22 protein-coding genes and 1 pseudogene are annotated in these 21,982 nt (G+C 72.2%); 10 read left to right on the top strand and 13 right to left on the bottom strand.

From position 1 onward, the window contains the following. The 7 genes from DRV96_RS05840 to pedF all read right to left on the bottom strand — a co-directional run bounded on the left by DRV96_RS05840 (position 1) and on the right by pedF (position 5,759). Positions 1-300, bottom strand: a complete 300-nt coding sequence (locus tag DRV96_RS05840) for a hypothetical protein (protein ID WP_235823302.1) — start codon at positions 298-300, stop codon at positions 1-3. Positions 301-313: 13 nt separating this feature from the next. Then, the gene (gene thiS, locus DRV96_RS05845; protein ID WP_119288798.1) at positions 314-568 is read right to left on the bottom strand and encodes a sulfur carrier protein ThiS; all 255 of its coding nucleotides are present in this window, start codon (positions 566-568) and stop codon (positions 314-316) included. A 46-nt stretch (positions 569-614) separates the two neighbouring features. Continuing rightward, the gene (locus tag DRV96_RS05850; protein ID WP_119288800.1) at positions 615-1,880 is read right to left on the bottom strand and encodes an NAD(P)/FAD-dependent oxidoreductase; all 1,266 of its coding nucleotides are present in this window, start codon (positions 1,878-1,880) and stop codon (positions 615-617) included. Positions 1,881-1,947: 67 nt separating this feature from the next. Continuing rightward, on the bottom strand, positions 1,948-3,795 hold the full coding sequence (locus DRV96_RS05855) for an aldehyde ferredoxin oxidoreductase family protein (protein WP_119288802.1): 1,848 nt from the start codon (positions 3,793-3,795) through the stop codon (positions 1,948-1,950). Positions 3,796-3,805: 10 nt separating this feature from the next. Further along, positions 3,806-4,282 carry a 4Fe-4S dicluster domain-containing protein gene (locus DRV96_RS05860; RefSeq protein ID WP_119288805.1) on the bottom strand — a complete coding sequence of 159 codons (477 nt, stop codon included), beginning with the start codon at positions 4,280-4,282 and terminating at the stop codon, positions 3,806-3,808. A 155-nt stretch (positions 4,283-4,437) separates the two neighbouring features. Beyond that, positions 4,438-5,283, bottom strand: coding sequence for a substrate-binding periplasmic protein (locus DRV96_RS05865; protein WP_235823303.1), 846 nt, complete (start codon positions 5,281-5,283; stop codon positions 4,438-4,440). Next, on the bottom strand, positions 5,280-5,759 hold the full coding sequence (pedF, locus tag DRV96_RS05870) for a cytochrome c-550 PedF (RefSeq protein ID WP_119288809.1): 480 nt from the start codon (positions 5,757-5,759) through the stop codon (positions 5,280-5,282). The genes DRV96_RS05865 and pedF overlap by 4 nt, the downstream gene beginning before the upstream one ends. A gap of 221 nt (positions 5,760-5,980) precedes the next feature. Between pedF and DRV96_RS05875 the strand changes: the two genes are divergently transcribed. The 6 genes from DRV96_RS05875 (at position 5,981) to DRV96_RS05900 (ending at position 11,611) form a co-directional block, all read left to right on the top strand. Beyond that, on the top strand, positions 5,981-8,068 hold the full coding sequence (locus tag DRV96_RS05875; protein WP_235823304.1) for a sigma-54-dependent Fis family transcriptional regulator: 2,088 nt from the start codon (positions 5,981-5,983) through the stop codon (positions 8,066-8,068). Positions 8,069-8,350: 282 nt separating this feature from the next. Next, positions 8,351-9,088 (top strand): MBL fold metallo-hydrolase, encoded by a 738-nt coding sequence (locus DRV96_RS05880; RefSeq protein ID WP_119288814.1) that lies wholly within the window; start codon positions 8,351-8,353, stop codon positions 9,086-9,088. 46 nt (positions 9,089-9,134) lie between these two features. Then, entirely contained in the window at positions 9,135-9,782 is a 648-nt protein-coding gene (locus tag DRV96_RS05885; RefSeq protein ID WP_162910960.1) for a MotA/TolQ/ExbB proton channel family protein, read from the top strand. 7 nt (positions 9,783-9,789) lie between these two features. Continuing rightward, on the top strand, positions 9,790-10,392 hold the full coding sequence (locus tag DRV96_RS05890; RefSeq protein ID WP_119288818.1) for a hypothetical protein: 603 nt from the start codon (positions 9,790-9,792) through the stop codon (positions 10,390-10,392). Next, positions 10,389-10,889: a hypothetical protein gene (locus tag DRV96_RS05895; RefSeq protein WP_119288820.1), complete on the top strand. Its 501-nt coding sequence runs from the start codon at positions 10,389-10,391 to the stop codon at positions 10,887-10,889. Before DRV96_RS05890 ends, DRV96_RS05895 begins: the two co-directional genes overlap by 4 nt. Further along, on the top strand, positions 10,886-11,611 hold the full coding sequence (locus tag DRV96_RS05900) for a hypothetical protein (protein ID WP_235823305.1): 726 nt from the start codon (positions 10,886-10,888) through the stop codon (positions 11,609-11,611). Before DRV96_RS05895 ends, DRV96_RS05900 begins: the two co-directional genes overlap by 4 nt. A gap of 126 nt (positions 11,612-11,737) precedes the next feature. On the opposite strand, the gene DRV96_RS05905 is transcribed toward DRV96_RS05900, so the two are convergent. The 3 genes from DRV96_RS05905 to DRV96_RS05915 all read right to left on the bottom strand — a co-directional run bounded on the left by DRV96_RS05905 (position 11,738) and on the right by DRV96_RS05915 (position 15,440). Continuing rightward, positions 11,738-13,477, bottom strand: coding sequence for a PQQ-dependent methanol/ethanol family dehydrogenase (locus DRV96_RS05905; protein ID WP_119288822.1), 1,740 nt, complete (start codon positions 13,475-13,477; stop codon positions 11,738-11,740). A 173-nt stretch (positions 13,478-13,650) separates the two neighbouring features. Then, complete coding sequence (locus DRV96_RS05910) at positions 13,651-14,616, bottom strand: quinoprotein relay system zinc metallohydrolase 1 (protein WP_119288824.1); 966 nt, start codon at positions 14,614-14,616, stop codon at positions 13,651-13,653. Then, the gene (locus tag DRV96_RS05915) at positions 14,613-15,440 is read right to left on the bottom strand and encodes a quinoprotein dehydrogenase-associated SoxYZ-like carrier (RefSeq protein ID WP_119288827.1); all 828 of its coding nucleotides are present in this window, start codon (positions 15,438-15,440) and stop codon (positions 14,613-14,615) included. The genes DRV96_RS05910 and DRV96_RS05915 overlap by 4 nt, the downstream gene beginning before the upstream one ends. Before the next feature lie 172 nt (positions 15,441-15,612). Here DRV96_RS05915 and DRV96_RS17995 point away from each other — a divergent pair, with 172 nt between their 5' ends. Beyond that, entirely contained in the window at positions 15,613-16,476 is an 864-nt protein-coding gene (locus tag DRV96_RS17995) for an SAM-dependent methyltransferase (protein WP_162910961.1), read from the top strand. A gap of 4 nt (positions 16,477-16,480) precedes the next feature. Here DRV96_RS17995 and DRV96_RS05925 read toward each other — a convergent pair. After that, positions 16,481-17,434, bottom strand: a pseudogene (locus tag DRV96_RS05925) (DUF808 domain-containing protein). Positions 17,435-17,509: 75 nt separating this feature from the next. Here DRV96_RS05925 and DRV96_RS05930 point away from each other — a divergent pair. The 3 genes from DRV96_RS05930 to DRV96_RS05940 all read left to right on the top strand — a co-directional run bounded on the left by DRV96_RS05930 (position 17,510) and on the right by DRV96_RS05940 (position 19,701). Continuing rightward, positions 17,510-18,142 carry a DUF938 domain-containing protein gene (locus tag DRV96_RS05930; RefSeq protein WP_119288829.1) on the top strand — a complete coding sequence of 211 codons (633 nt, stop codon included), beginning with the start codon at positions 17,510-17,512 and terminating at the stop codon, positions 18,140-18,142. Further along, positions 18,139-18,786: a nitroreductase family protein gene (locus DRV96_RS05935; protein WP_119288832.1), complete on the top strand. Its 648-nt coding sequence runs from the start codon at positions 18,139-18,141 to the stop codon at positions 18,784-18,786. The genes DRV96_RS05930 and DRV96_RS05935 overlap by 4 nt, the downstream gene beginning before the upstream one ends. A gap of 69 nt (positions 18,787-18,855) precedes the next feature. Beyond that, a complete protein-coding gene (locus DRV96_RS05940) occupies positions 18,856-19,701 on the top strand; it encodes a DUF2189 domain-containing protein (protein WP_119288834.1) in 846 nt (281 codons plus the stop codon). 34 nt (positions 19,702-19,735) lie between these two features. Here the strand turns inward: DRV96_RS05940 and DRV96_RS05945 are convergent, their stop codons facing one another. Further along, complete coding sequence (locus DRV96_RS05945) at positions 19,736-20,368, bottom strand: response regulator transcription factor (RefSeq protein ID WP_119288836.1); 633 nt, start codon at positions 20,366-20,368, stop codon at positions 19,736-19,738. Beyond that, positions 20,368-21,840, bottom strand: coding sequence for a sensor histidine kinase (locus tag DRV96_RS05950; protein WP_162910962.1), 1,473 nt, complete (start codon positions 21,838-21,840; stop codon positions 20,368-20,370). Before DRV96_RS05950 ends, DRV96_RS05945 begins: the two co-directional genes overlap by 1 nt. Positions 21,841-21,982: the final 142 nt, after the last annotated feature.

The raw sequence follows: 21,982 nt of genomic DNA on the forward strand, positions 1-21,982 counted from the left end.
CTACCCGCCGCCGCGCTGCGTGCACAGGTCGAAGTGGCGCATGAAGCGGCGGCGTTCGTCGTCGCCGACGCTTTCGAACGCGAAGCGCACCGCCAGCCGCGGCAGCACGACGAGCGCGATGCGCCGCGGCGGCAGCACCTGCCAGTCGAGCCGCAGGCGGCCGGCGCCCAGCGTCACGTCGGCACCGCCGTCGCGCCACGCGAGCGCGGCACCCCGGCAGGCGCCCGGCAGCCAGCCGCGCAGCTCGTCGGCCGTGCAGCCCATCTCACGCTCGAAGACGGGCCCGTCGTGCGGCAGCACGCGCGCCGCCCGCTCAGCCGCCGGCGATCGGCGGCCAGATCGCGAGCACGTCGCCGTCGGCGAGCGTGCGCGTCGCGCGCTCCTCGGGCGGCACGTAGACGCCGTTGATCAGCACCAGGTGCACCAGCTTCATCGGCAGCGCGAACGGCTCGATGACCTGCGCGATCGTCGCGCCGGGCGCGACGTCGAGCGCGACCTGATTGCCGCTGCGCGCCTCGGGCGGCAGGTACTGCGCGAGGCTGGCGTAGAGCTTGAACGTGATCTGCATGCCGCGATGTTGCCGCATGACCGCCGCAGGCGGTGCCGGCGTGCCGTCAGGCCTTGACCAGGGCGCGCGCCTCCTGCGCCTGCGCGCGGGCGAGATAAGCCTCCATCAGCAGCGTCGGATCGGCGAGCAGCTTGTCCTTCCACTCGCCGAGGCTGACCTGCCCTTCGACGAGGCCGCGCATCACGCCGACGTGCTCGGTCCAGCCGATGCTGTTGCAGCCCACGAGGCGATCGCCGGCGAACTGCAGGCTCAAGTGCTTGCCGGCGTCGCGGTCGGTCAGCTCGACGTGGTCGCCGCCGGGCACACCCTGCCAGTTGCCGAAGCTGGCCGAGATCAGCCCGAGCGTGTCGAGCACGTTGATCTGCGTGACGCCCTTGAGCTCGGCCTTCAGTCCGACCATGTTGAGCCCCGCCACGCGCGCCTGGTCGGCCGCATTGGGCTGGATCGCGCTGACCACCGTCTTGCCGCTGACCTTGTCGAACGCCTCGGCGCAGTCGCCGGCGGCGTAGATGCCCGGCACGGTGGTCTGCATGTGCTCGTCGGTCAGCACGCCCTGCAGGCATTTGATCTCGGAGTTCTCGAGGAAGCCGATCGCCGGCTTGACGCCGGTGGCGCTGATCACGAGGTCGGCCTCGAGGTGGTCGCCAGTCGACAGGCGCACGCGCAGCGGCACGTGCGGCTCGATCGCCTCGACGCGCGCACCGGTGAACACGCGCACGCCCTTGGCTTCGCACCACGCCTTGATCATCCCGCCGGCCGTCGGGCCCATCATGCGCGGCACCATGCGGTCGCCCATCTCGACGACGGTCAGCTGCACGCCGCGCACCGCGAGCGCCTCCATGATGATGCAGCCGATGAAGCCGGCGCCCATCTGGATCACGCGCGCGCCCTTCTGCGCGCGCTGCATGATCGCCCTCGCGTCCTTCAGCGTCCAGCAGGTGTGCACGCCGGCGGTGTGGATGCCGGGGATCGGCGGGCTCGCCGGGCGCGAGCCGGTGGCGATCAGCAGGCGGTCGAACGGCACCGTGCTGCCGTCGTCGAGCGCCACGGTGCGCGCCTTCGTGTCGACACCGGTCGCACGCACGCCGCGCCGGATGCCGATGCGCAGCTTCTCGTAGTGGTCGCTGCCGTGCCGCAGGTGCGTGCCCTCCTCGCCGATATTGCCGATCAGCAGGTACGGGATCGCCATGCGCGAGTACGGCACCTCGGGCTCGTCGCCGACGATCAGGATCTCGTCGTGCGGCGCATGCTTGCGGATCGTCTCGGCCGCGATGACGCCGGCGGGGCCGGCGCCGAGGATCACGTGCTTCATCGTGGGTTCTCGAAGTGAGAAGGCGGTCTCGCGACCGCCTTCGGGTGGGTTCAACCGGGACGCGGGATCACAGCCCCAGCCGCGCGCGCGTCTCGGGCTTGAGCGTGCCGTCGGGGTTCCAGCCACGCACCTCGTAGTACTTCGGCAGCATCTCGGGCAGCTTGTTGACCAAACCCTTCGCAGGCCCCGTCTTGGCCGGCTCGTTGAGCAGGCGCGGCGGCAGCGTGTCGTCCTTGGCCGTGAAGCCGGCACGGTTGTTGAAGTCGCGCTCCATGTTCCAGATGCGCTCGCCGATCACGTTGAGGTTGTCGAGCGTGAACTCCTCGCCGCAAGCGGCAGCGAGCTGCGGCTGCACGTCGGCCAACGTCCACGCGAAGCTCGTGAACACGCAGATACCGGCCGAGTCGAACACCGCGGTGGCGTCCTGGAACGCCTTCACGAGCTCGGGCTTGCCTTCGGCGCTCAGCGGGTCGGTCTTGACCGGGATGCCGAGCACCTCGGAAGCCACCGTGTAGCTGCGCAGGTGGCAGGCACCGCGGTTGCTCGTCGCGTAGGTCAGCCCCATGCCCTGGATGCCGCGGCTGTCGTACGCCGGGAACTCCTGGCCCTTGACGCTCATGCTCAGTTCGGGATGGCCGTACTTGGCAGTCAGCCGCTTGCTGCCCTGGCCGATCTCCTTGCCGAAGCCGATGCCGCGCGCCGTCATGTCGGCGAACTCGCACAGCGCCTTCGCCGAGCCGAAGGGCGCCTCGATGCCGAGCTGCTCCTTCGTCAGCACGCCCATCTCGTACAGCTCCATCACCGCGCCGACGGTGGCCCCGAAGCTGATCGGGTCCATCCCGTGCTCGTTGCAGATCAGGTTGGCGTACTGCAGCGCCTCGAGGTCGTTTACGCCGTTGGCCGCGCCGAGCGCCCACGCCGCCTCGTACTCGAGGCCGCCCGACGCGCCCCAGTACTGCGGCTTGTTCTGCACGCTGAAGTGCGTCTGGTCGATCTTGCTGATGCGCCCGCACGCGATCGTGCAGCCGAAGCACGCCTGGTTCGTGACGAGCTGCGGCTTGCCGTCGCTCTTGCGCGGTGTGGCCATCGCCTCGGCCGAGATGTCCTTCGCGCCCTCGAACTGCACGTCGCGGTGGTTGCGCGTGGGCAGCGCGCCGATCTCGTTGATGACGTTCATCAGCACCTGCGTGCCATAGGTCGGCAGGCCCTGGCCGGTGACGGCGTTGTCGGCGAGCACCTTCTTTTTCTCGAAGGTGACCTTCATGAACTCCTTCGGGTTCTTGATGTTGCCGACACCCTTGGTGCCGCGCACCGCGATCGCCTTGAGGTTCTTGCTGCCCATCACGGCGCCGACGCCCGAGCGCCCGGCAGCGCGGTGCAGGTCGTTGACGACGGCGGCGAACAGCACCTGGTTCTCGCCGGCCAGGCCGATGCTCGAGATGCGCAGCAGCGGGTCCTGGTGCTGCTTCTTCAGCGTCTCCTCGGTCTCCCAGACGCTCTTGCCCCACAAGTGGCCGGCGTCGCGCAGCTCGGCCGTGTCGTCCTCGACGTACAGGTACACCGGCTTGGCCGACTTGCCCTCGAAGATGATCATGTCCCAGCCGGCCATCTTGAGCTCGGCGCCCCAGTGGCCGCCCGAGTTCGAGCACGCGATCGCGCCGGTCAGCGGGCCCTTGGTGACGACGGTGTAGCGCCCGCCGGTCGAGGCCATCGTGCCGGTCAGCGGCCCTGTCGCCCAGATGATCTTGTTGTCGGGGCCGAGCGGGTCGACCTTCGGGTCGACCTCCTCGACGATGTACTTGGTGGCCAAGCCGCGCGAGCCGAGGTAGGCGCGCGCCCAGTCCATGTTCAGCGGCTCGGCCTTGACGGTGCCGGCACTCAGGTTGACGCGGAGGATCTTTCCTGCCCAGGACATGTCGTACTCCTTATGCGGCAGCGGGTTGGTTGCCGAGCTTGTCGGCCCAGGCCTGCATCTTCGACAGGCCCGTCCAGTTGGCGTCGATGTAGGTGATCGCGCCGGTGGGGCAGGCTTCGGCACAGGCCGGCTGGCCGCCGCACAGGTCGCACTTCTGCACCTTGCCGGTTTCCTGCACGTAGTTGATCGTGCCGAACGGGCAGCTGATCGTGCACACCTTGCAGCCGACGCAGGTCGTCTCGTTGACGACCTTGGCGCCCGTGAGCTTGTCGATCGTGATCGCCTCGACCGGGCACGCGTGCAGGCACCAAGCCTCGTCGCACTGCGTGCAGGTGTAAGGCACCTTGCGCCCGGTGTGGTGGAAGTCGAACACCTTGATGCGCGACTTCGCCGGCGCGTAGGTGGCGTAGTTCTCGAACGAGCACGCCATCTCGCACTGCAGGCAGCCGGTGCATTTGTCGGGGTTGATGTGCAAGGTTTTCTGCATGGGGTCCTCGGGGTGGAGTGGACACGGGGCATACCGGCGCAGCCTGCCCTGGCGACGCCACGGTGCCTGTGACGTATGTTGCGAAGGTGGCCTCGGCGCCGAAACCTAGGTCTAACCCTAGCGGTGTTCCACGCCGTGACAGCGTCGCCGCGCTGTCACGGCCGGCGCCACGACACGTTGCGCGACGCGAACATCGCCGCCAGTTCGCCGCTGGCGGCGAGCGCCTCGACGGCCGCCTGCAGCGCCTGCGCGAGATCGCGCGCGTCGCGCTTGACGGCCATGCCCACCGCCCAGCCGTTGCGCATCTGCGGCAGCGGCAGCGGCTCGATCGCCACGCCGCTGGCGCCGCCCAGGACCGACTCGAGCTCGGAGGCGAGCCCCGCGGCGCCGGCGACTTCACCGCGCCGCAGCCGATGCGCGGCCTCGGTGCCGTCGGCGATCTTGGTGTCCAGCTGGTCGCGGTAACGCCCGCCTTCGGCACCGATCAGCAGCCAGCCGGCCAGGCTCTGCCCCGCCACGGCGATGCGCTGCGTGCCGAAGTCGGCCAGACCGTCCATGCGCGGCACGGCGTCGAGGCGGCGCGCGATCATCACCCGCTCGCGGTAGTACGGCGCGAAGATCTCGACCTGCGGCGTCGCGCGCATCAGCGGCGGGTCGACCGGCACGTGCAGCATCACGTCGGCCGGACCGAAGCCGAGATAGTGGCCGCGCCAGACCATGTTGCGCAGATCGTCGCCCATGCTCTCGCCGGCGTGAAACGGCAGCAGCGACAGCGTGACCCCGAGGTGCTGCGCCAGCGCACGCGCGAGCATCACGTCGATGCCCTCGCCGCCGACGTGAAACGGCGGCATGTCGTGGTAGACCGCCACCGACAGCCGCCCGCGCTCCTTCACGCGCGCCAGCGCCTCGGCACGCGCAGCCAGCGGCAGCGCAGCGGTGGCGACGGCGGCCGCCGCCGCCGTGATCAGCCGGCGGCGCCGGCGGTCGGCCGGCGGCCTCAAATCGGCTTCTCCCGCCGCGTTTCGAGGTACGACTTGATCGACCACATCGCCTCCTGACTCAAGATGCCCTCGAAAGGCGGCATGTAGACCGCACCGTTGCGGGCCACGCCGCGGCGCACCCTGCCGAGGTAGAAGTCGTCCATCTCCTTCACGCACGCGGCCTTGCGCTTGTCGTCGCGCAGTGTCGCGCAGTCGCCATCGAGCTTGCGCAGGTCCGGTGCAATGCCGCCCGAGACCGCCTCGAGACCGTGGCAGCGCGCGCAGTTCTGGTTGTACGCCGAACTGCCGATGCGCACCGCCACCGCATTGTTGCGGTAGGGGTTCTCGGTGCGCCACTGCTCGCCGAGCTGCGGCAGCTCGCGGGTGTCGACGGCCTGCGGCGTGACGTCGCCGTGGGCGAACGCCGCGCCCGACAGCGCCAGCACGAGGGCGGCGGCGAACGGCCGCAGGTCGAAACGAAGGGGCTGCGTGATCATCGGAAGGTTGCTCCGTGGTTGGAATGCAGGGATGCACCGTTTCTGCAAACCGCGTGCCATCGGCCGCGGCGCCAGGAGCACCGCGCAGCGTCGGGGTCGGCCCGAGGCCTCCTGTTCCGATCAGGAACGGTTCAGGTTCGCGATGCAGCATGTGGAACACTCGCGCCCGGGACGCGGACAGCGAAGCCGCGCCCGCCGAAGTGCAGCAGAGGAGACGAAGGATGCCTGCCTACCGAACATTCGCCACCGGCCCGGCCGGGCGCATGAGTGCCGAGCGCGAGGGGCGCGCAGCCTCGGTGAACGCCACCGCACCGCATCCGGGGCACATCGACGCGATCAAGCAGTCGCACGAGCGCTGCGCGGCGTTCGGGCTGTCACGCATCGAGCGCCCCGATCACGCACCGCTCGGCCGCTCCGACCTGAGCATCGTGCGCGAGCGCAACCTGCGGCTGTACAGCCACGCCGCGCCGGTGATGGAGATGCTCTACGAGCAGATCGTCAACACCGAGAGCATGGTCGTGCTGTGCGACGCCACCGGCACGATCATCCACGCGATCGGTGACGACGACTTCCTCGCGAAGGCGCAGAAGGTCGCGCTGCAGCCCGGCGTCAACTGGTCCGAGCCTGCCAAGGGCACGAATGCGATCGGCACGGCGCTCGTCGACGAAGCGCCCACGCTCGTCCATGCCGACGAACACTTCCTGCACGCCAACCACTTCCTGACCTGCTCGGCCGCGCCGATCCTCGACCCGCGCGGCAACATCCTCGGCGTGCTCGACGTCACCGGCGACCATCGCAGCTACCACCAGCACACGATGGGGCTGGTGAAGATGTCGGCGCGGATGATCGAGAACCACTGGCTCAACGACGACTTCCGCCACGTGATGCGGCTGCACTTCCACAGCCGGGTCGAGTTCATCGGCACGCTGATGGAGGGCATCCTCGCCGTCTCGCCCGAGGGACGCATCGTCGGCGCCAACCGCGGCGCGCTCGACCAGCTCGGCATGAGCAGCGCCGCGGTGCGCATGCACACGCTGGTGTCGCTGTTCGGCACCAGCGTCGGCGCGCTGGTCGACCGGTTCCGCTCGCCGCTGGCCACGCCAGTGGCGGTCACGACGCCTGGCGGGCGCCAGTTCCACGTCGTCGCGCGCTTCAACTTTCCGGTCTGGCACGACCTGTCCGACCGGCTCCGGAGCGCGCCGGCCGCCGCCGCCGAGCCGGCCGCGCCCGCGGCGCCAACGGCCGACGCGCCGGCCGTGTCGGCGCGCGATGCGTCGCCCTCGGGCCTTGCGCAGCTGCAGACCGGCGACGCCCAGATCGAGCAGGTCGTCGCCAAGATCCGTCGTGTGCTCGACCGCGACATCCCCGTGCTGATCCTCGGTGAAACCGGCACCGGCAAGGAACTGCTGGCGCGCGCGATCCACCACGACTCGCGCCGCTCGCGGCAGCCGTTCGTCGCCGTCAACTGCGCGTCGATCCCCGAGACTCTGATCGAGGCCGAACTGTTCGGCTACGAAGAGGGCGCGTTCACCGGCGCGCGGCGCAAGGGCGCCGTGGGCAAGATCGTGCAGGCCAACGGCGGCACGCTGTTCCTCGACGAGATCGGCGACATGCCGCTGCCGCTGCAGGCGCACCTGCTGCGCGTGCTTCAGGAGCGCCAAGTCACGCCGCTGGGCAGCACCAAGTCGATCGGTGTCGACGTCGCGATCATCTGCGCGACGCATCGCAACCTGCGCGAGATGATCGCCGCCCACACGTTCCGCGAGGACCTGTACTACCGCCTCAACGGCCTGGCGGTGCGGCTGCCGCCGCTGCGCGAGCGCACCGACCTGATGGCGCTGGCGCGCCGCATTCTCGAGCGCGAGTCGCCGCAGCGCCCGCTGCAGCTCAGCCCCGAGGTCGTGCGGCTGTTCCAGGCGTACCGATGGCCGGGCAATGTGCGCCAGCTGTTTAACGTTTTGCGCACCGCCGCCGTGATGGCCGCCGGGCAGCCGACGATCACGGTCGATCACCTCAGCGACGACTTCCTCGACGACGCACGCGCGGCCGCGGCGCAGGCCGGCGACGAGTTCCCGGCGGCGCCGCCGATCGTCGCGGCGCCGCCCGTGCCGCCACCGCGCCCGGTACCGCCGCCGGCGCCGACCCTGCCCGCCGCGCCACCGGTGGCCGGCCGCTCGCTCGAGGAGATCGAGATCGAGACGATCCGCCTCACGCTCGAGGCGGTGGGCGGCAACATCTCGGAAGCGTCGAAGCGGCTGGGCATCAGCCGCAACACGATCTACCGCAAGCTGCGCTGGAACCGGAACTGACGCCTCGGCGAGCGCCCGGCCCTGCCCCGTGCCGGCGCGGCATGGCGCCGCCGATGGCGACCCAGCCGCAGCCGCCGGACCTGCACGCACCAGCCATCCGGCAGGGCCTGTCCACGGCATGGCTCTTGCTCACGATCGCGGCGCACGGCCGCACGCGTCGCCAGCACGGCGCGGCGCTGCGGTCCGGGACCGTCACCAGACACGACACGATTGCGAGGGAGATCCGATGGCCGCCGCGCCGAACCTGCCACCGACACCGGTCCGCACCCGCGGACGATCGCGGTGAAGATCGTCGTCCTCGGCCCGCCACCGAAGCGGCCCACCCAGCGGCCGGGACTGGGCCTGTCGGTCGACGGCCACCACTGGGTGATGCTCGACGCGGCCGGCGCGGTGCCCGACGCGCTGGAGCCGCCGAGCCGCGACGAGCCGATCGCCGTCGTGCTGACCGACGCGCGCGCCGACCACGCGAGCGGGCTGCTGAGCCTGCGCGACGGCCACCCGATCGACCTGTACGCGACGCCGGCGGTGTTCGAGCAGCTGACGGTCGGGCTGCCGGTGCTGCCGGTGCTGCAGCACTACTGCGACGTGCACTGGCGCCTCGTCGCGGTGGCCGGTGACGCGCAACTCGCGCGCTTTCGCATCGACGCCTGGCCGTCGCTGGACTTCACCGCGGTGGGTCTCGACGCCGGGCAAGGCAGCGGCGCCGGCGAGGCGATCGCGCTCGTCGTGCGCGACGCCGCGAGCGGCCACCAGCTGTTCTACGCACCCGCCCTCGACAAGGCCTCGACGCCGCCGGCTCCCTGGATGGACGACAGCGACTGCGTGATCGTCGGCGGCGATTGCCGCGTGTGGCGCGAAGGCCCCGCGGGAGCGCTGCCGCCGCCGTGGATCGCCGCCCTGTTCGAAGCGCGCGCCGCGCGCAAGGTGCTGCTGCAGCCGCCGGCGGCCAGCGGCTGCGCCGACGTCTCGGGCGCGCGGGCGATCGAGATCGCCTACGCCGGCATGGAGATCGAGCTGTGAGCGCTGCGCCGCCGCATGCGGCTGCCGGCGCGACGGAGCCGAAGGCGTGAAGGCGCTGCTCGACGTCGCGATCCGGCGCGGTGGCGGCGGCACGGTCGCCACCAGCGGCACGCGCACGCTCGCGCAGGGCCTGTTCTGGGCCTGGGTGCTGCACGCGGCGCTGGCGCTGTTCGTCGGCTGGCAGGTCGCGCGCGCCGGCGGCTGGGCGCTGCTCGTCGAGCGCGACCCGAGCCGCATCAGCCTGCTGATCGTCGCGCTCGCGCTGGCCGTGACCGCGTGGTGCGGACGGCGCGCGTGGCGCCTGGCCCGCGAGGCCGCGCCCGACGGCGAATGGGCGCGCCTGTGGCGGCTCGAGGGCGGCGGCGCCGACCCGCAGGCCGCGCAGCGCCTGGCCGAGCGCAGCCACGGCCCGCACGAGACGGCGTGGTGGTTCGCCGCCTCGGCGATCAAGCTCGGCCTGCTCGGCACCGTCGTCGGCTTCATCGTGACGGCGTCGCGGCTGGCCGCGAGCCAGGTCTTCGAGCTCGCCGAGGTGCAGCTGCTGCTCAAGCAGATGACCGAGGGGATGGCGATCGCGCTGTACACGACGCTCGTGGGCCTCGTCGCCAACCTCTGGCTCGGGCTGCAGCTGCTGCTGCTCGACCGTCTGGCCGACCGCGTTGCGGCGTCGATCGCCGGCGGGGAGCTGGGCTGAGGCGGCGATGGCCTACCTGCGCCGGCGCCGCCACGACGACCTCGACCCGTTCAGCGACCTGCTGTTCAACACGCTGCTGGTCTTCGTGCTGCTGTTCGCGGTGGCGCTGGTGGCGATGAATCCGAAGGCGCGCACCGGCGTGATCGACGCCAAGGCCGAGTTCATCGTCACCGTGACCTGGCCCGACATGGACCCCAACGACATCGACACCTGGGTCCAGGACCCGGCCGGCAACCTGGTGTGGTTCCGCGCGCGCGAAGGCGGCATGATGCACCTGGACCGCGACGACCGCGGGATGACCAACGACACGATCGTGATCGACGGCCGCCAGATCGTGAACCCGCTGAACCAGGAGGTGGTGACGATCCGCGGCTTCGCGCCCGGCGAGTACACCGTCAACGTGCACTACTACGAGAGCCGCAACGGCCAGCCGGTGACGGTCAACGTCTCGGTCGTCAAGGTCAACCCGCGCGCGAGCGTCGTCTTCTACGGCAGCGTCGACCTCGCGCGCAAGGGCGACGAGGCCACCGCGGTGCGCTTCACCGTCGACCGCGACGGCGAGGTGCGCGATGTCAACACGCTGCCGAAGTCGATCGTGGAGCGTTCGTGAGCGGTACCGACGTCCTGCTGTGGCTCTACGTCGCCGCGGTTTTCGCGGCGGCGCTCGCGCTGCTGTTCTCGCGCTGGCCCGGGTGGGCGCGCGCAGCCGTCGTCGCGGGCGCGGTCGGGCTGTGGTTCGCCGCGTCGGCCACGCTCGGCGACGTGTGGGGGCGCCCGAGCCGCGAGGCGCTGCCCGAGCGCTTCGTGCTGCTCGCCGCCGTCATCGAGGAGCCCGGCAAGACGACGCCGGGCGCGCTGTACGTCTGGGTCCACGAGCTCGTCGACGGCAAGCCCGCCCCCGAGCCGCGCGCCTTCCGGCTGCCTTACAGCAAGGACCTGCACGCGCTGCTCAACGACGCGCTGAAGAAGGTCCGCCAGGGCATCAGCCAGCTCGGCACTGCCGAACCGCGGCGCGGCGTGCAGGGCCTGTCGTGGCTGCGGCCCGGCAGCGAGGCGCAGGAGATCAGGATCCGCGACCTGCCGGTGCCGCAGCTGCCCGAGAAATGACGGCAACGATCGCGCACCCGTCCTGGCGTCTGGCCGCGCTCGCGCTGGCCGCGGCCGCGCTGGCCGGCTGCCGTGCACCGGCGGGCGAGGCCCTGTTCCCGCTCGACCCCGGCCACGAGTGGACGTACCGCGTGACGAGCGAGCGCGACGACTCGGCCGCCGTCGAGCACGAGACACTGCGGCTGCGCACGCTCGGCCGCGAGGCGCTCGACGACGGCCCGGCCTGGCGGCGGCGCAGCGACGACGGCGTCGACTACTGGCTGCGCGCCGACGACAGCGGCATCTACCGCGTCGCGAGCAAGAGCGACCTCGACGCCGAGCCGCGGCCCGACGCGCAGCGCCGCTATGTGCTGAAGGCACCGTACCGCGTCGGCACGCAGTGGCAGGCGCCGACGACGACGTACCTGCTGCGACGGCGCGCCGACTTCCCGCCCGAGCTGCGCCACGTCGTGCCGCCGGTGGCGATGCACTACCAGATCGAGGCCACCGACGAGGCGGTGGAGACGCCCGCCGGCCGCTTCGTGCGCTGCCTGCGCGTGCGCGGCGTCGCCAGCGTGCACGTGTTCGCCGACTCGGTGGCCGGCTGGCGCGACCTGCCGCTGGTGACCACCGAGTGGTACTGCCCCGGCCCCGGCCTCGTGCGCCTGAAGCGCGAGGAGCCGGCGCGCTACGCGTTCGTCCACGGCGGCACGCTGACGATGGAGCTCGTGGCCTGGCAGTAGCCCGCACCCCACGGCAGCGGGGGCGTCGCGCCGCATGCGGACCCGCGGCTCACGGCGCAGGCGCGCAAGAAAAAGGGGCTGCGTCGCCGCAGCCCCTGCCGGTGCGAGGTGGACCGGCTCAGGTCCTCACTTCATCAGCTTGAAGACCCACACCATGCCGCCCTGCTCGAGGTAGTTGACCTTCTTGGCCACGTCGCCACCCCACAGCGGCACCGCGCCGCCCCAGCCGGAGACGACGGCGATGTACTGCTCGCCCTTGTCTTCCCACGTCACCGGCGGCGCGACGACGCCCGAGCCGGTCTGGTACTGCCACAGCACCTTGCCGGTCTTGGCATCCGCAGCCTTCAGGTAGCCCTCGGGCGTGCCCCAGAACACGAGGTCGCCGCCGGTGGCCAGCACGCCGCCCCACAGCGGGGCCTCGTTCTTGACCTCCCAGACGATCTTGCCGGTCTTCGGGTCGATCGCACGCAGCGCGCCGATGTAGTCGTCGTTGATCGTCTTGATCGTGAAGCCGGCGCCGAGGTAGGCCGCCCCCTTCTTGTAGGTGATCGGCTCGTTCCAGATCTCCATGCCCCACTCGTTGGACGGCACGTAGAACAGCTTCGTGTCGGGGCTGTACGCCATCGGCATCTGGTTCTTGCCGCCGAGGAAGCTCGGCGCGGCGAACACGACGCTGCCCTTCTTGCCGTCGGCGCTCGCGGTCGGGTCGCCGGGGCGGTTCTCGGGCACGTAGTTCGGGCGCCCGGTCTTGAGGTCGATGCCGGTGGCCCAGGTGACCTTCTTGACGAACGGGAACGCGTTGACGAGCTCGCCGGTGCGCGCATCGTTGACGTAGAAGAAGCCGTTGCGGTCGGCCTTGGCGCCGAGGATGCGGTTGCCGTCGTCGAACGTCACGAACTCGTTGACACCGTCGAAGTCCCAGCCGTCGTTGGGCGTGTTCTGGTAGTGCCACTTGATCTGGCCGGTCTTGACGTCGATGGCCACCGTCGAGCACGAGTACAGGTTGTCGCCCTTGCGCAGGTGGCTGTTCCACGGTGCGGGGTTGCCGGTGCCGAAGTACGCCAGGCCGGTGCGCGGGTCGTAGGTGCCGCCGAGCCAGGTCGCGGCGCCGCCCGTCTTCCACAGGTCGCCCGGCCAGGTCTTGCCGGGGGTGCCCGAGACGCCGTTCTCGATCGCCTTGCCGTCCTTGTCGTAGCGGTAGCCCATGTGGCCTTCGACGACCGGGCGCACCCACACCTTCTCGCCCGTCTTCGGGTTGCGCGCCTCGACGCGGCCGACGACGCCGAACTCGCCGCCCGAGACGCCCGTCAGCAGCAGCCCGTCGGCGATCAGCGGCGCGGCGGTGTAGCTGTAACCGGCGCTGTAGTCGTCGATCTTCTCCTTCCAGACGACGTCGCCGGTCTTGCGGTCGAGTGCGACGAGCTGCGCATCGAGCGTGCCGAAGATCACGAGGTTGTCGTACAGCGCCGCGCCGCGGTTGATGACGTCGCAGCACGGCATGATGCCTTCGGGCAGCCGGTGCTCGTACTTCCACAGCCGCTTGCCGGTCTTGACGTCGAGCGCGTAGATGCGCGAGTACGACGCGGTGACGTACATCACGCCGTCGTGGATCAGCGGCTGCGACTGCTGGCCGCGCTGCTTCTCGCCGCCGAACGAGTACGACCACATCGGCACCAGGCGCGCGACGTTGCTGCTGTTGATCGTCTTCAGCGGCGAGTAGCGCTGGCCCTGGGTGCCGATGCCCCAGCTCAGCACGTCGCTCGTCGTCTTCGCGTCGTCGCGGATCATCTGATCCGTGACCGTCGCATGGGCCGCCAGCGAGGCCATCGCGGCACCCACCAGCAGGGTCGTCAGCTTCATTCGCATCGATCTCTCCTCCAGGTCACACCAATCAGCGTCGGCGCCACCATCGCCACCGAACGTGCTGCTCACGGCAATCCGCGTGCCAGCGCCGCCAGCCACGTCGAACGCCCCGGACTTGCGGGGTTACCCGCAAGGCGGTGTTCCACCGTTGCACAGCGCAGCGACGTGAACACCGCTCAGCGCGACGCCCCGCCCTGCAACACCGCGCGCTCGTGGCCGGGGTACAGGTGGGTGACGTTGCGCAAGTATTCGGTGCCGAACGCGGCCCAGCCGCGGAACTCGGCCGGCACCGGCGCAGCGAGCACGTCGGTGAGGTCGTCGCCCGCCGCCGCCGCGCGCGCCAGGTGCTGGTCGAGCCAGGTCAGGTAGCGCCGCGTCTGCTCGATGCCCAGCGCGTCGTCGCGCACCGGGCCGTGGCTCGGCACCAGCATGCGCCAGCGCTGTGCGGGCAGCGCGGCCAGACTCGCGAGCCAGCGGTCGATGCGCGCGTGCGGCGTCGTCGGGATGCGGTCGACGAACACGAGACCGCCGACGAATGCCACGCCGCTCGCACGGTCGACGAGCACGAGGTCGCTGTCGGTGTGGCCGGCCAGTTCGATCAGCTCGAACTCGCGTGCACCGACGCGCCACGTGCCGGCAGCCACCGACGCGTTGGGCAGCAGCACCTCGGTGCCCTTCATCCAGTCGCCGCAGAGGCGGTACAGGTTGTCCTCGTAGGCCTTGCCCTCGCGCGCCATCCCCTCGCGGGTGGCCGCCGTCGCGCGCCGCGGCACGTCGGCGAACGCCTGGTTGCCCAGGAAGTAGTCGGGGTGCAGGTTGAGGTGGATCACCTCGACCACCGGCTCGGTCGTCGTGCGTGCGATCAGCGCGCGCAGCTGCTCGCCGTAGCGGCGGCTCGGGCCCGTGTTGACGACGACGACGCCGGCGCCGGTGACGATGAACCCGGTGTTGATGATGTTGCAGCCGTTGGCGCGCGAGAAGTCGTCGTTGTCGCCTTCGACGACGTAGACGCCGGGGGCGAGCGCGCGCGCCTGCAGCCGGTAGTCGAGCGTCTTCTCGTCGGCGCGCGGCCCGCCGGCCAGGGCCGACGCGGCCGCCAGCAGCAGGCCCAGCACCAGTGCCGAAATCGTCGTCCGCGTCATGGCGACGGCACGCGCGACTGGATCCGATTGCCGCCGTTGTCGCTGCCGACGACGCGCACGCCGCCCTTGGGCGGCACCGGGAAGTCGAATGAGAACACCGGGTTCTCGCTGACCGGCTCGAAAGTGGCCAGCCGTGCGAGCTCGCGGTCGTCGCCGTCGCGCACCGACAGCCGGTTGACGTAGAACGCCGGGATGCCGCCGACGAGGCCGGTGTCCATCGGGTGCATCACCTGCAGCCGCAGCCGCGCCGCGGCGTCGCCCACCGGGCTCGACGCGAACATGCGCGCGTGCACCTGGCCGAGCGTGCGTACCCAGCTGCCGTCGTTGCGCGTGACGCCCGACACCGTGCAGCCGCCGCCGCTCGAATCGACCCAGGTGCCGCCGACGTGCCACACGCCGTCCTTCGTGCGCACCGCGGCGCGCACCGGCGACGCCTGTTCGAGCTTGAAGCGAAACGAGATCGCCGGCAGCGCCTGCAGCGGCCAGTAGTCGAGCACCTTGCGGATCGGGTTGCGGTCGACGACGACGGTGATCTGCTCGACGTCGCGCAGGTCGGTGCGCACGCTGATCGGCACGTTCATCGGGTCCTCGGCGAACTTCGGCCCGCTCACCTTGACCCGGTCGTCGAACTGCACGCGGGCGTCCTTGCCGAGGAACTCGCGGCGCATGTCGGGCCATGGATGCGACTTGAACGGGTCGCCCTCGAACGGGTCGGGCGCCGCGAGCGCAGGCGCCAGCAGCGGCAGCGCGCCGGTCGCACCGAAGCCGGCCAGCCGGCGCAGCCATCGGCGGCGGTCTTCGAGGTTCGGGCGTGAGGGGTTCATGCCGCAGGGGTCGTGGTCGGCACGACAATCGAACGTGGCGAGCTGCCGATTTCAGGGCCTGCGCCACGGCCGGCCAAGCCCGTGGATACCCGGCGCGGCTGCGCCAACTTGGATCAATTCCGTGTCCGAACGCCACGCCCGCCCGCAAACCCCCGTTCAGCAACCACTGCCGGTGTCCGGCGCGCCGACGGCCCCGCGGCACGCGGCGTGGCGTGCCGCGCTGCTCGCCGGCGCGCTGCTGACCGCAGCGCTGCTCGCCCGCCCGGCGGCCGCCGACACCGACGTGCCGTTCGTCGTAACGCCCGACAACGTCACGCTGGCGATGCTCGAACTCGCCGGCGTGCGCCGCGGCGACCACGTGATCGACCTCGGCTCGGGCGACGGGCGCATCGTGATCCTCGCCGCGCGCCGCTTCGGCGCCACCGGCCTGGGCGTCGAGATCGTCGACGACCTCGTGCAGCGCAGCCGCCGCAGCGCGGTGCTCGCCGGCGTCGCCGACCGCGTCGAGTTCCGCACCGAGGACCTGTTCACGACCGACCTGTCGCGTGCGACGGTGGTCACGATGTACCTGCTGCCCGAGGTCAACCTGCAGCTGCGCCCGCGGCTGCTCGCGCTCGCGCCGGGCACGCGCATCGTCTCGCACGACTACGACCTCGGCGACTGGCGCCCCGACCGCAGCGTCGTCGACGCCCCCGACAAGCCCGTCGGGCGCGACAGGCGCAGCACGCTGCACCTGTGGGTCGTGCCGGCGCGCGTCGCGGGCCGCTGGTGCGGGCGCGGCGCGGCGGCCGGGCGCACGCTGGTGCTGCTGCAGCAGCACCAGCACGTCGACGCGCGGCTCGACGACCGCGGGCTAGCCGGCCGCGTCGACGGCACCCACCTCGCGCTGGCGGCGCGCGACGAGGGCGCGCTGTGGGTGCGTGCCGCCAGCGCCGCGGCTGCGGCGGCGCCGGCCAGCACGCTGACGGTGGAGGTCGCCTCGGGACGCTGGGCCCCGCTGGCCGGCGCGCGCTTCGAGCGCTGCGCGGGCGGCTGAACGCTCAGGCCGGCAAGGCCGGTGCGCGCCGCACGCGCTGCACCGCCGAGACGACGAGCAGCACGACGGCCCCGACGACGACGCCGACCAGCGCATCGAACAGCGTCGGCAGCAGCGCCGCCAGCCACGACAGCGCCGCACCCGGCGCCAGCGCGGCGAGCGAAGCCACCGCGTGATGCAGCGCCGGCACGCCGTGCACGACGATGCCGCCGCCGACGAGGAACATCGCGACGGTGCCGGCCACCGACAGCGCCTTCATCAGCCACGGTGCCGCGCGCAGGATGCCGCGGCCGAGCGCCCGCCGCGCGGCGGCGCGCTCGCCCTCGAGGCGGCTGAGGTACAGCCCGAGGTCGTCGAGCTTGACGACGCCGGCGACGAAGCCGTAGACGCCCACCGTCATCAGCAGCGCGACGGCCACCAGCACCGCGACCTGCGTCGCGAACGGCGACGCGGCCACCGCCCCCAGCGTGATCGCGATGATCTCGGCCGACAGCACGAGGTCGGTGCGCACGGCGCCGCGGATCTTGTCGCGCTCGAGCTGCACGAGGTCGACCTGCGGGTCGGCCAGCGCCTGCAGGCGCTCGGCCCGCAGCCCGGCGTCGGCCGCGTCCGCCGCGTCGGGGCCGCGCCACGCGTGCCACAGCTTCTCGGCCCCCTCGTAGCACAGGAACGCGCCACCGACCATCAGCAGCGGCGTCACGGCCCACGGCGCGAGCGCGCTGATGGCCAGTGCCGCCGGCACGAGGATGGCCTTGTTGACGAGCGAGCCGCGCGCCACCGCCTACACCACCGGCAACTCCCGGTCGGCGCGCACGCCGCTGACCTGCTGCGCGTTGAGCGCCAGGTCGTCGCCGAGCACGCCGGCGGTCTTCTTCGTCGCGACCTTGGTCATCGTCGCGACGTCGTCGAGCACGCTGGCGACGTCGTCGAGCAAGGCGAGCAGGCTGGCGGCAGGCATCGGGCGCTCGGGGGTGGCGGCAGCGATTGTCGTCGCCCGCTGGCCGCGGCACGGCCGGCGTCCTATGCTCGCGCGATGGACCCTGCTGCCGTCCCCGACGCCCGCCGCCACAGCCCCGCGGCCGAGCGCAACCGCGAGCCGATCCTCGCGGTGCTGCGGCGCGTGCTGCCGCCGCGCGGCGTCGCGCTCGAGATCGCCAGCGGCACCGGCCAGCACGCGGCGCACTTCGCCGCCGCGCTGCCGGGCTGGACCTGGCAGCCGAGCGACCCGTCGCCCGACGCGCTGGCGTCGATCGCCGCGTGGTGCGCCGGCCTGCCCCACGTGCGGCCGCCGCTGCGCCTGGACGTGCACGACGCCGAGTGGCGCGGCGTGCCGCCGCGCGTCGACGCCCTCTACGTCGCGAACCTGCTGCACATCGCACCGTGGAGCGCCTGCGCGGCGCTGATGGCCGGTGCCGCGCACCACCTGGCGCCGCAGGGCCGCCTGATCGTCTACGGGCCGTTCGTCGAGCGCGACGTGCCCACGGCGCCGAGCAACCTCGCGTTCGATGCCGACCTGCGCCAGCGCGACCCGGCGTGGGGGCTGCGCGCGCTCGACGACGTCGACGCGCAGGCGCGCCGCGCGGGCTTGCGCCGCCGCGAGCGCGTCGCGATGCCGGCGAACAACCTGCTGCTCGTCTACGAACCCGACACCGGAGAGACGCGATGACGACGCTGACCAAGCTCGCGCTCGGCCTGATGGGCCAGCTGCGCCCGAGGCCGGCTGCCGGCGACGCCGCCGCGCAGATCCGCCTGCCGCGCCCGCAGCGCCACGGCGGCATGCCGCTGATGGCCGCGCTCGCGCACCGCCGCTCGTCGCGCGAGTTCGCCGCCACGCCGCTGCCGCCGCAGGTGCTCGCCGACCTGCTGTGGGCTGCCGATGGCGTCAACCGGCCCGCGAGCGGCGGGCGCACCGCACCGTCGGCGCTCGACGCGCAGGAGATCGACGTCTACGTCGCGCTGCCGCAGGGCGCGTACCGCTACGACGCGGCCGCGAACACGCTCGAACTCGTCGCCGGCGCCGACCTGCGCCGCGTCACCGGCTACCAGGACTTCGTCGACGACGCGCCGCTGGACCTGGTCTACGTCGCCGACCACCGCCGCCAGCGCATGGTGCCGGCCGAGCAGCGCGGCCTGTACGCGGCCGCCGCGGCGGGCGCGATCGCGCAGAACGTGTACCTGTTCGCCGCCAGCGCCGGGCTGGCCACCGTGATCCGCGCGTGGATCGACCGCGGCGCAATCGCCGACGCGCTCGGCCTCGACCCCGACCAGCAGGTGCTGCTGTCGCAGACCCTCGGGTGGCCGAAGCGCTGAGCCGCACCGGCCGCCGGGTGGGGGTCGGCCCGATGGACGATGCGGCGCCACGCCCCTACCCTGCCCGGCATGCAGACCGCCCCGTCTTCGCCACCGACCCCGCCGCAGGCGGCGCCCGAACGCGCCCCGACCGAGGTGCCGGCCCCGCCGCCGCCATCGCCGTCGGCGTTCTCGATCGCGCTGAACCGGCTGCCGCTGTCGGCGCCGGTGCGCTGGCTTGCGCTGGGCACGCGCGACTTCGCGCGCGCGCCGTTCATCGGCCTGTTCTACGGCGCGTGCTTCATGGTGATGGGCTGGGCGCTGCTGCGCGTGTTCGAGCACGCGCCGGCATACACGCTGGCGCTGTCGGCCGGCTTCCTGCTGATGGGTCCGTTCCTGTGCCTCGGGCTGTACCAGACCAGCCTGCGGCTCGAGCGCGGCGAGAAGCCCGACTTCGGCGACTCGCTGCTCGCGTGGCAGACGCGCACCGGCACGCTGGCGATCTTCGGCTTCGTGCTGCTCGTGCTCGAGATGCTGTGGGGGCGCGCCGCGCTCGTCGTGTTCGCGGTCAGCTTCGACGGCATGCCCGACTTCAAGGGCTCGATCCGCGCGCTGCTCGATCCCGAGAACGTGCAGTTCATCGTCGCCTACCTCGCGGTCGGCGGCGTCTTCGCCGGGCTGATCTTCGCGGTGAGCGTCGTCGCGATGCCGATGATCCTGCACCGCCAGACCGACGCGATCACCGCGGGCCTGACCAGCCTGCGGCTCGTGCTGACGCAGCCGCTGGTGATGATCCTCTGGGGTGCCGTGATCACCGTGCTCGTCGTGCTCGCGATGCTGCCGTGGTTCGTCGGACTGGTCGTGGTCGGTCCCGTCATCGGACACGCCAGCTGGCACGCCTACCGCGCAGCCGTGGCCGATCCGCCGCCGGCGTGACGCACGCCGTGCGGCCGGTGGCCGGGGCGCGCTCTCAATCCACCAGCAGGCCGTGGCGGCGCGCATAGCGCAACAGCTCGACCGCGCTGGACACGCCGAGCTTGGCCCGGATCGCACTCTGGTGATTGGCCACCGTCTTCGGGCTCAGGTGCAGCCGCTGCGCAATCTCGGGCAGCGGACAGCCGTCGAGCAGCAGGCGCAGCACGTCCAGTTCGCGCGCGCCCAGTCGCAGGTGCGGTGCGCCATCGCACGGCACGCCGGCTGCATCTGGCGCGACGTCGGGTGACAGCGCCTGCTGCCCGCGCGCCACGCGCCGCAGCGCGTCGACCAGCAGCGCCGGTTCGCTCGACTTCGTGACGTAGCCCGCCGCGCCCGCCGCCAGCGCCTGGTGCACCAGCGCCGGCGCGTCGTGCATCGAGAACACGAGCACGTGCAGCGCCGGCCAGCGCAGCGTCGTGCGCCGCAGCAGGTCCAGCCCGCTGCGCCCGGGCATCGCCAGGTCGAGCACGAGCACGTCGAGCGCCCCGTCGAGGGCATACAGGCCGGCGTAGGTGGCGTCGGCGTCGGCGAACTCGGCCACGATGGTCATGTCGGACTCGAGTTCGATCAGGCGGCGGTAGCCGGCGCGCACGATGGCGTGGTCGTCGGCCAGTGCGATGCGCAGCATCAGGCGCCTCCTGCCACGCGGCCGCCGGGCCACGCGTCGAACGCGAAGCGCGCACTCAGCCGCAACCCGGGGCGGCCCTGCCCTGCGCGATGCAGCGGCTCGCACTCCAGCCGCGCTCCGAGCGCCCACACGCGCTCGTGCAGGCCGGCGAGTCCGCTGCCGCGGCGCCAGGCGGCATCGAGGTCGTCGATGCCCACGCCGTCGTCTTCGACACGCCATTGAAGGGTCTGCGGCCGCTTCGCGTCACCGTGCAGCTGCAGCTCCACGTGCGCGCGCGTGGCCTGCGCATGCCGCGCGACGTTCGTCAGCGCTTCCTGCGTGATGCGGTAGACCGTCAGCGCCAGCGGCCCCGGCAGCGCGACGTCGGCCGCCGCGTCGCCGTGGCCGACGTGCACCGTCACGCGCAAGCCCTGGCGCACGCCGTGCCAGCCCGCCGCCAGCGCCTCGATGCGCTCGCCCAGACGCCGCAGCGTCGGCGCCGCGCCGTCGCCGCCGAGCGGATTCAGCCGCGAGAGCAGGTCGCGGACCTCGCGCTGCAGACATTCGCCATGCGCGGCGATGCCGGCGAGCACGGTGCGCACCTCGTCGCCGAAGCAGCCCCCGCGCTCGTCGAGGCGGCGCGCCAGCCAGGCGACGTCGGCGCGCAGCGCCGTCAGTCGCTGGCCGAGTTCGTCGTGCAGTTCGCGCGCGATGCGCTGGCGCTCTTCTTCCTGCACGCCGAGCAGCTGTTGCGTCAGTAGCCGCTGGCGCTGCTGCGCCGCGTCGAGCGCCTGCGCGAGGTGGCGCAGCGTCGCCGCGACGGCCTCGAGCTCGGTCACCGGCATCGGCGGCAGGTGGCGCAAAGCGTCGCGGTCGTGCGATTCGGCGCGCACGATGGCGCGACGCATTGCGTCGAGCGGCGCCAGCGCGCGCCGCGCGCTCCACGCCATCGCCGCCAGCGCACCGGCGGCCAGCAGCAACATCATGAGCAGCGACTCGATGGTGCTGGCCAGGGCTTCGGCGCGCTCGCTGTCCGGCGCCGGCTGCAGCGTGACGCGCCACGCCGGCGCCGACGGCCGCGGCAGATCCCACTGCACGGCAGGCGTGCGCGCATCGGCCGCGGTCGGCCCGACGGCATCGCTGGCGTACACGGTGCGCCCCTGCGCGTCGTGCACGACGAGCCGCAGGTGACGCAGGCGCTGCGCCGCCTCGAGCGCATGCAGCTGCGCGAGCACGTCGTCGTCGCTGCGCGTGTGGGCCGTCGACAGTGTCGCGGCCAGCTGCGCCAGCACCATCGCACCGCCCAGCTCGTCGCCGACGTCGCGCTCGGTGCGCGCCCACGCGAGCACGAGCGCGAGCACGACGACGATGACGACGATGAGCGCCGAGCGCCGGGCGATCAGCCGCGTGAGCGACACGGTGGGCGCCACGGCCGCGGCGTCGGCGCGGGCCTGAGCGCCAAGCACGGTGGCAAGGGGTGTCGAGCGTTGCATCGTGAGCGCATTGTCGGTCGCGCACCCGCGGCGACGCCGCGAGAGCACGCCGCCGGCGATCGGGAGCTTTTCCCGGGCTCGCGGGCACGGCCGCTGCAATGCCGTTGCGGGCGCGTCCGCGCCCCAACGACATCGACGACGA

The organism is Azohydromonas sediminis (assembly GCF_003574675.1).
Lineage (GTDB): Bacteria > Pseudomonadota > Gammaproteobacteria > Burkholderiales > Burkholderiaceae_C > Calidifontimicrobium > Calidifontimicrobium sediminis.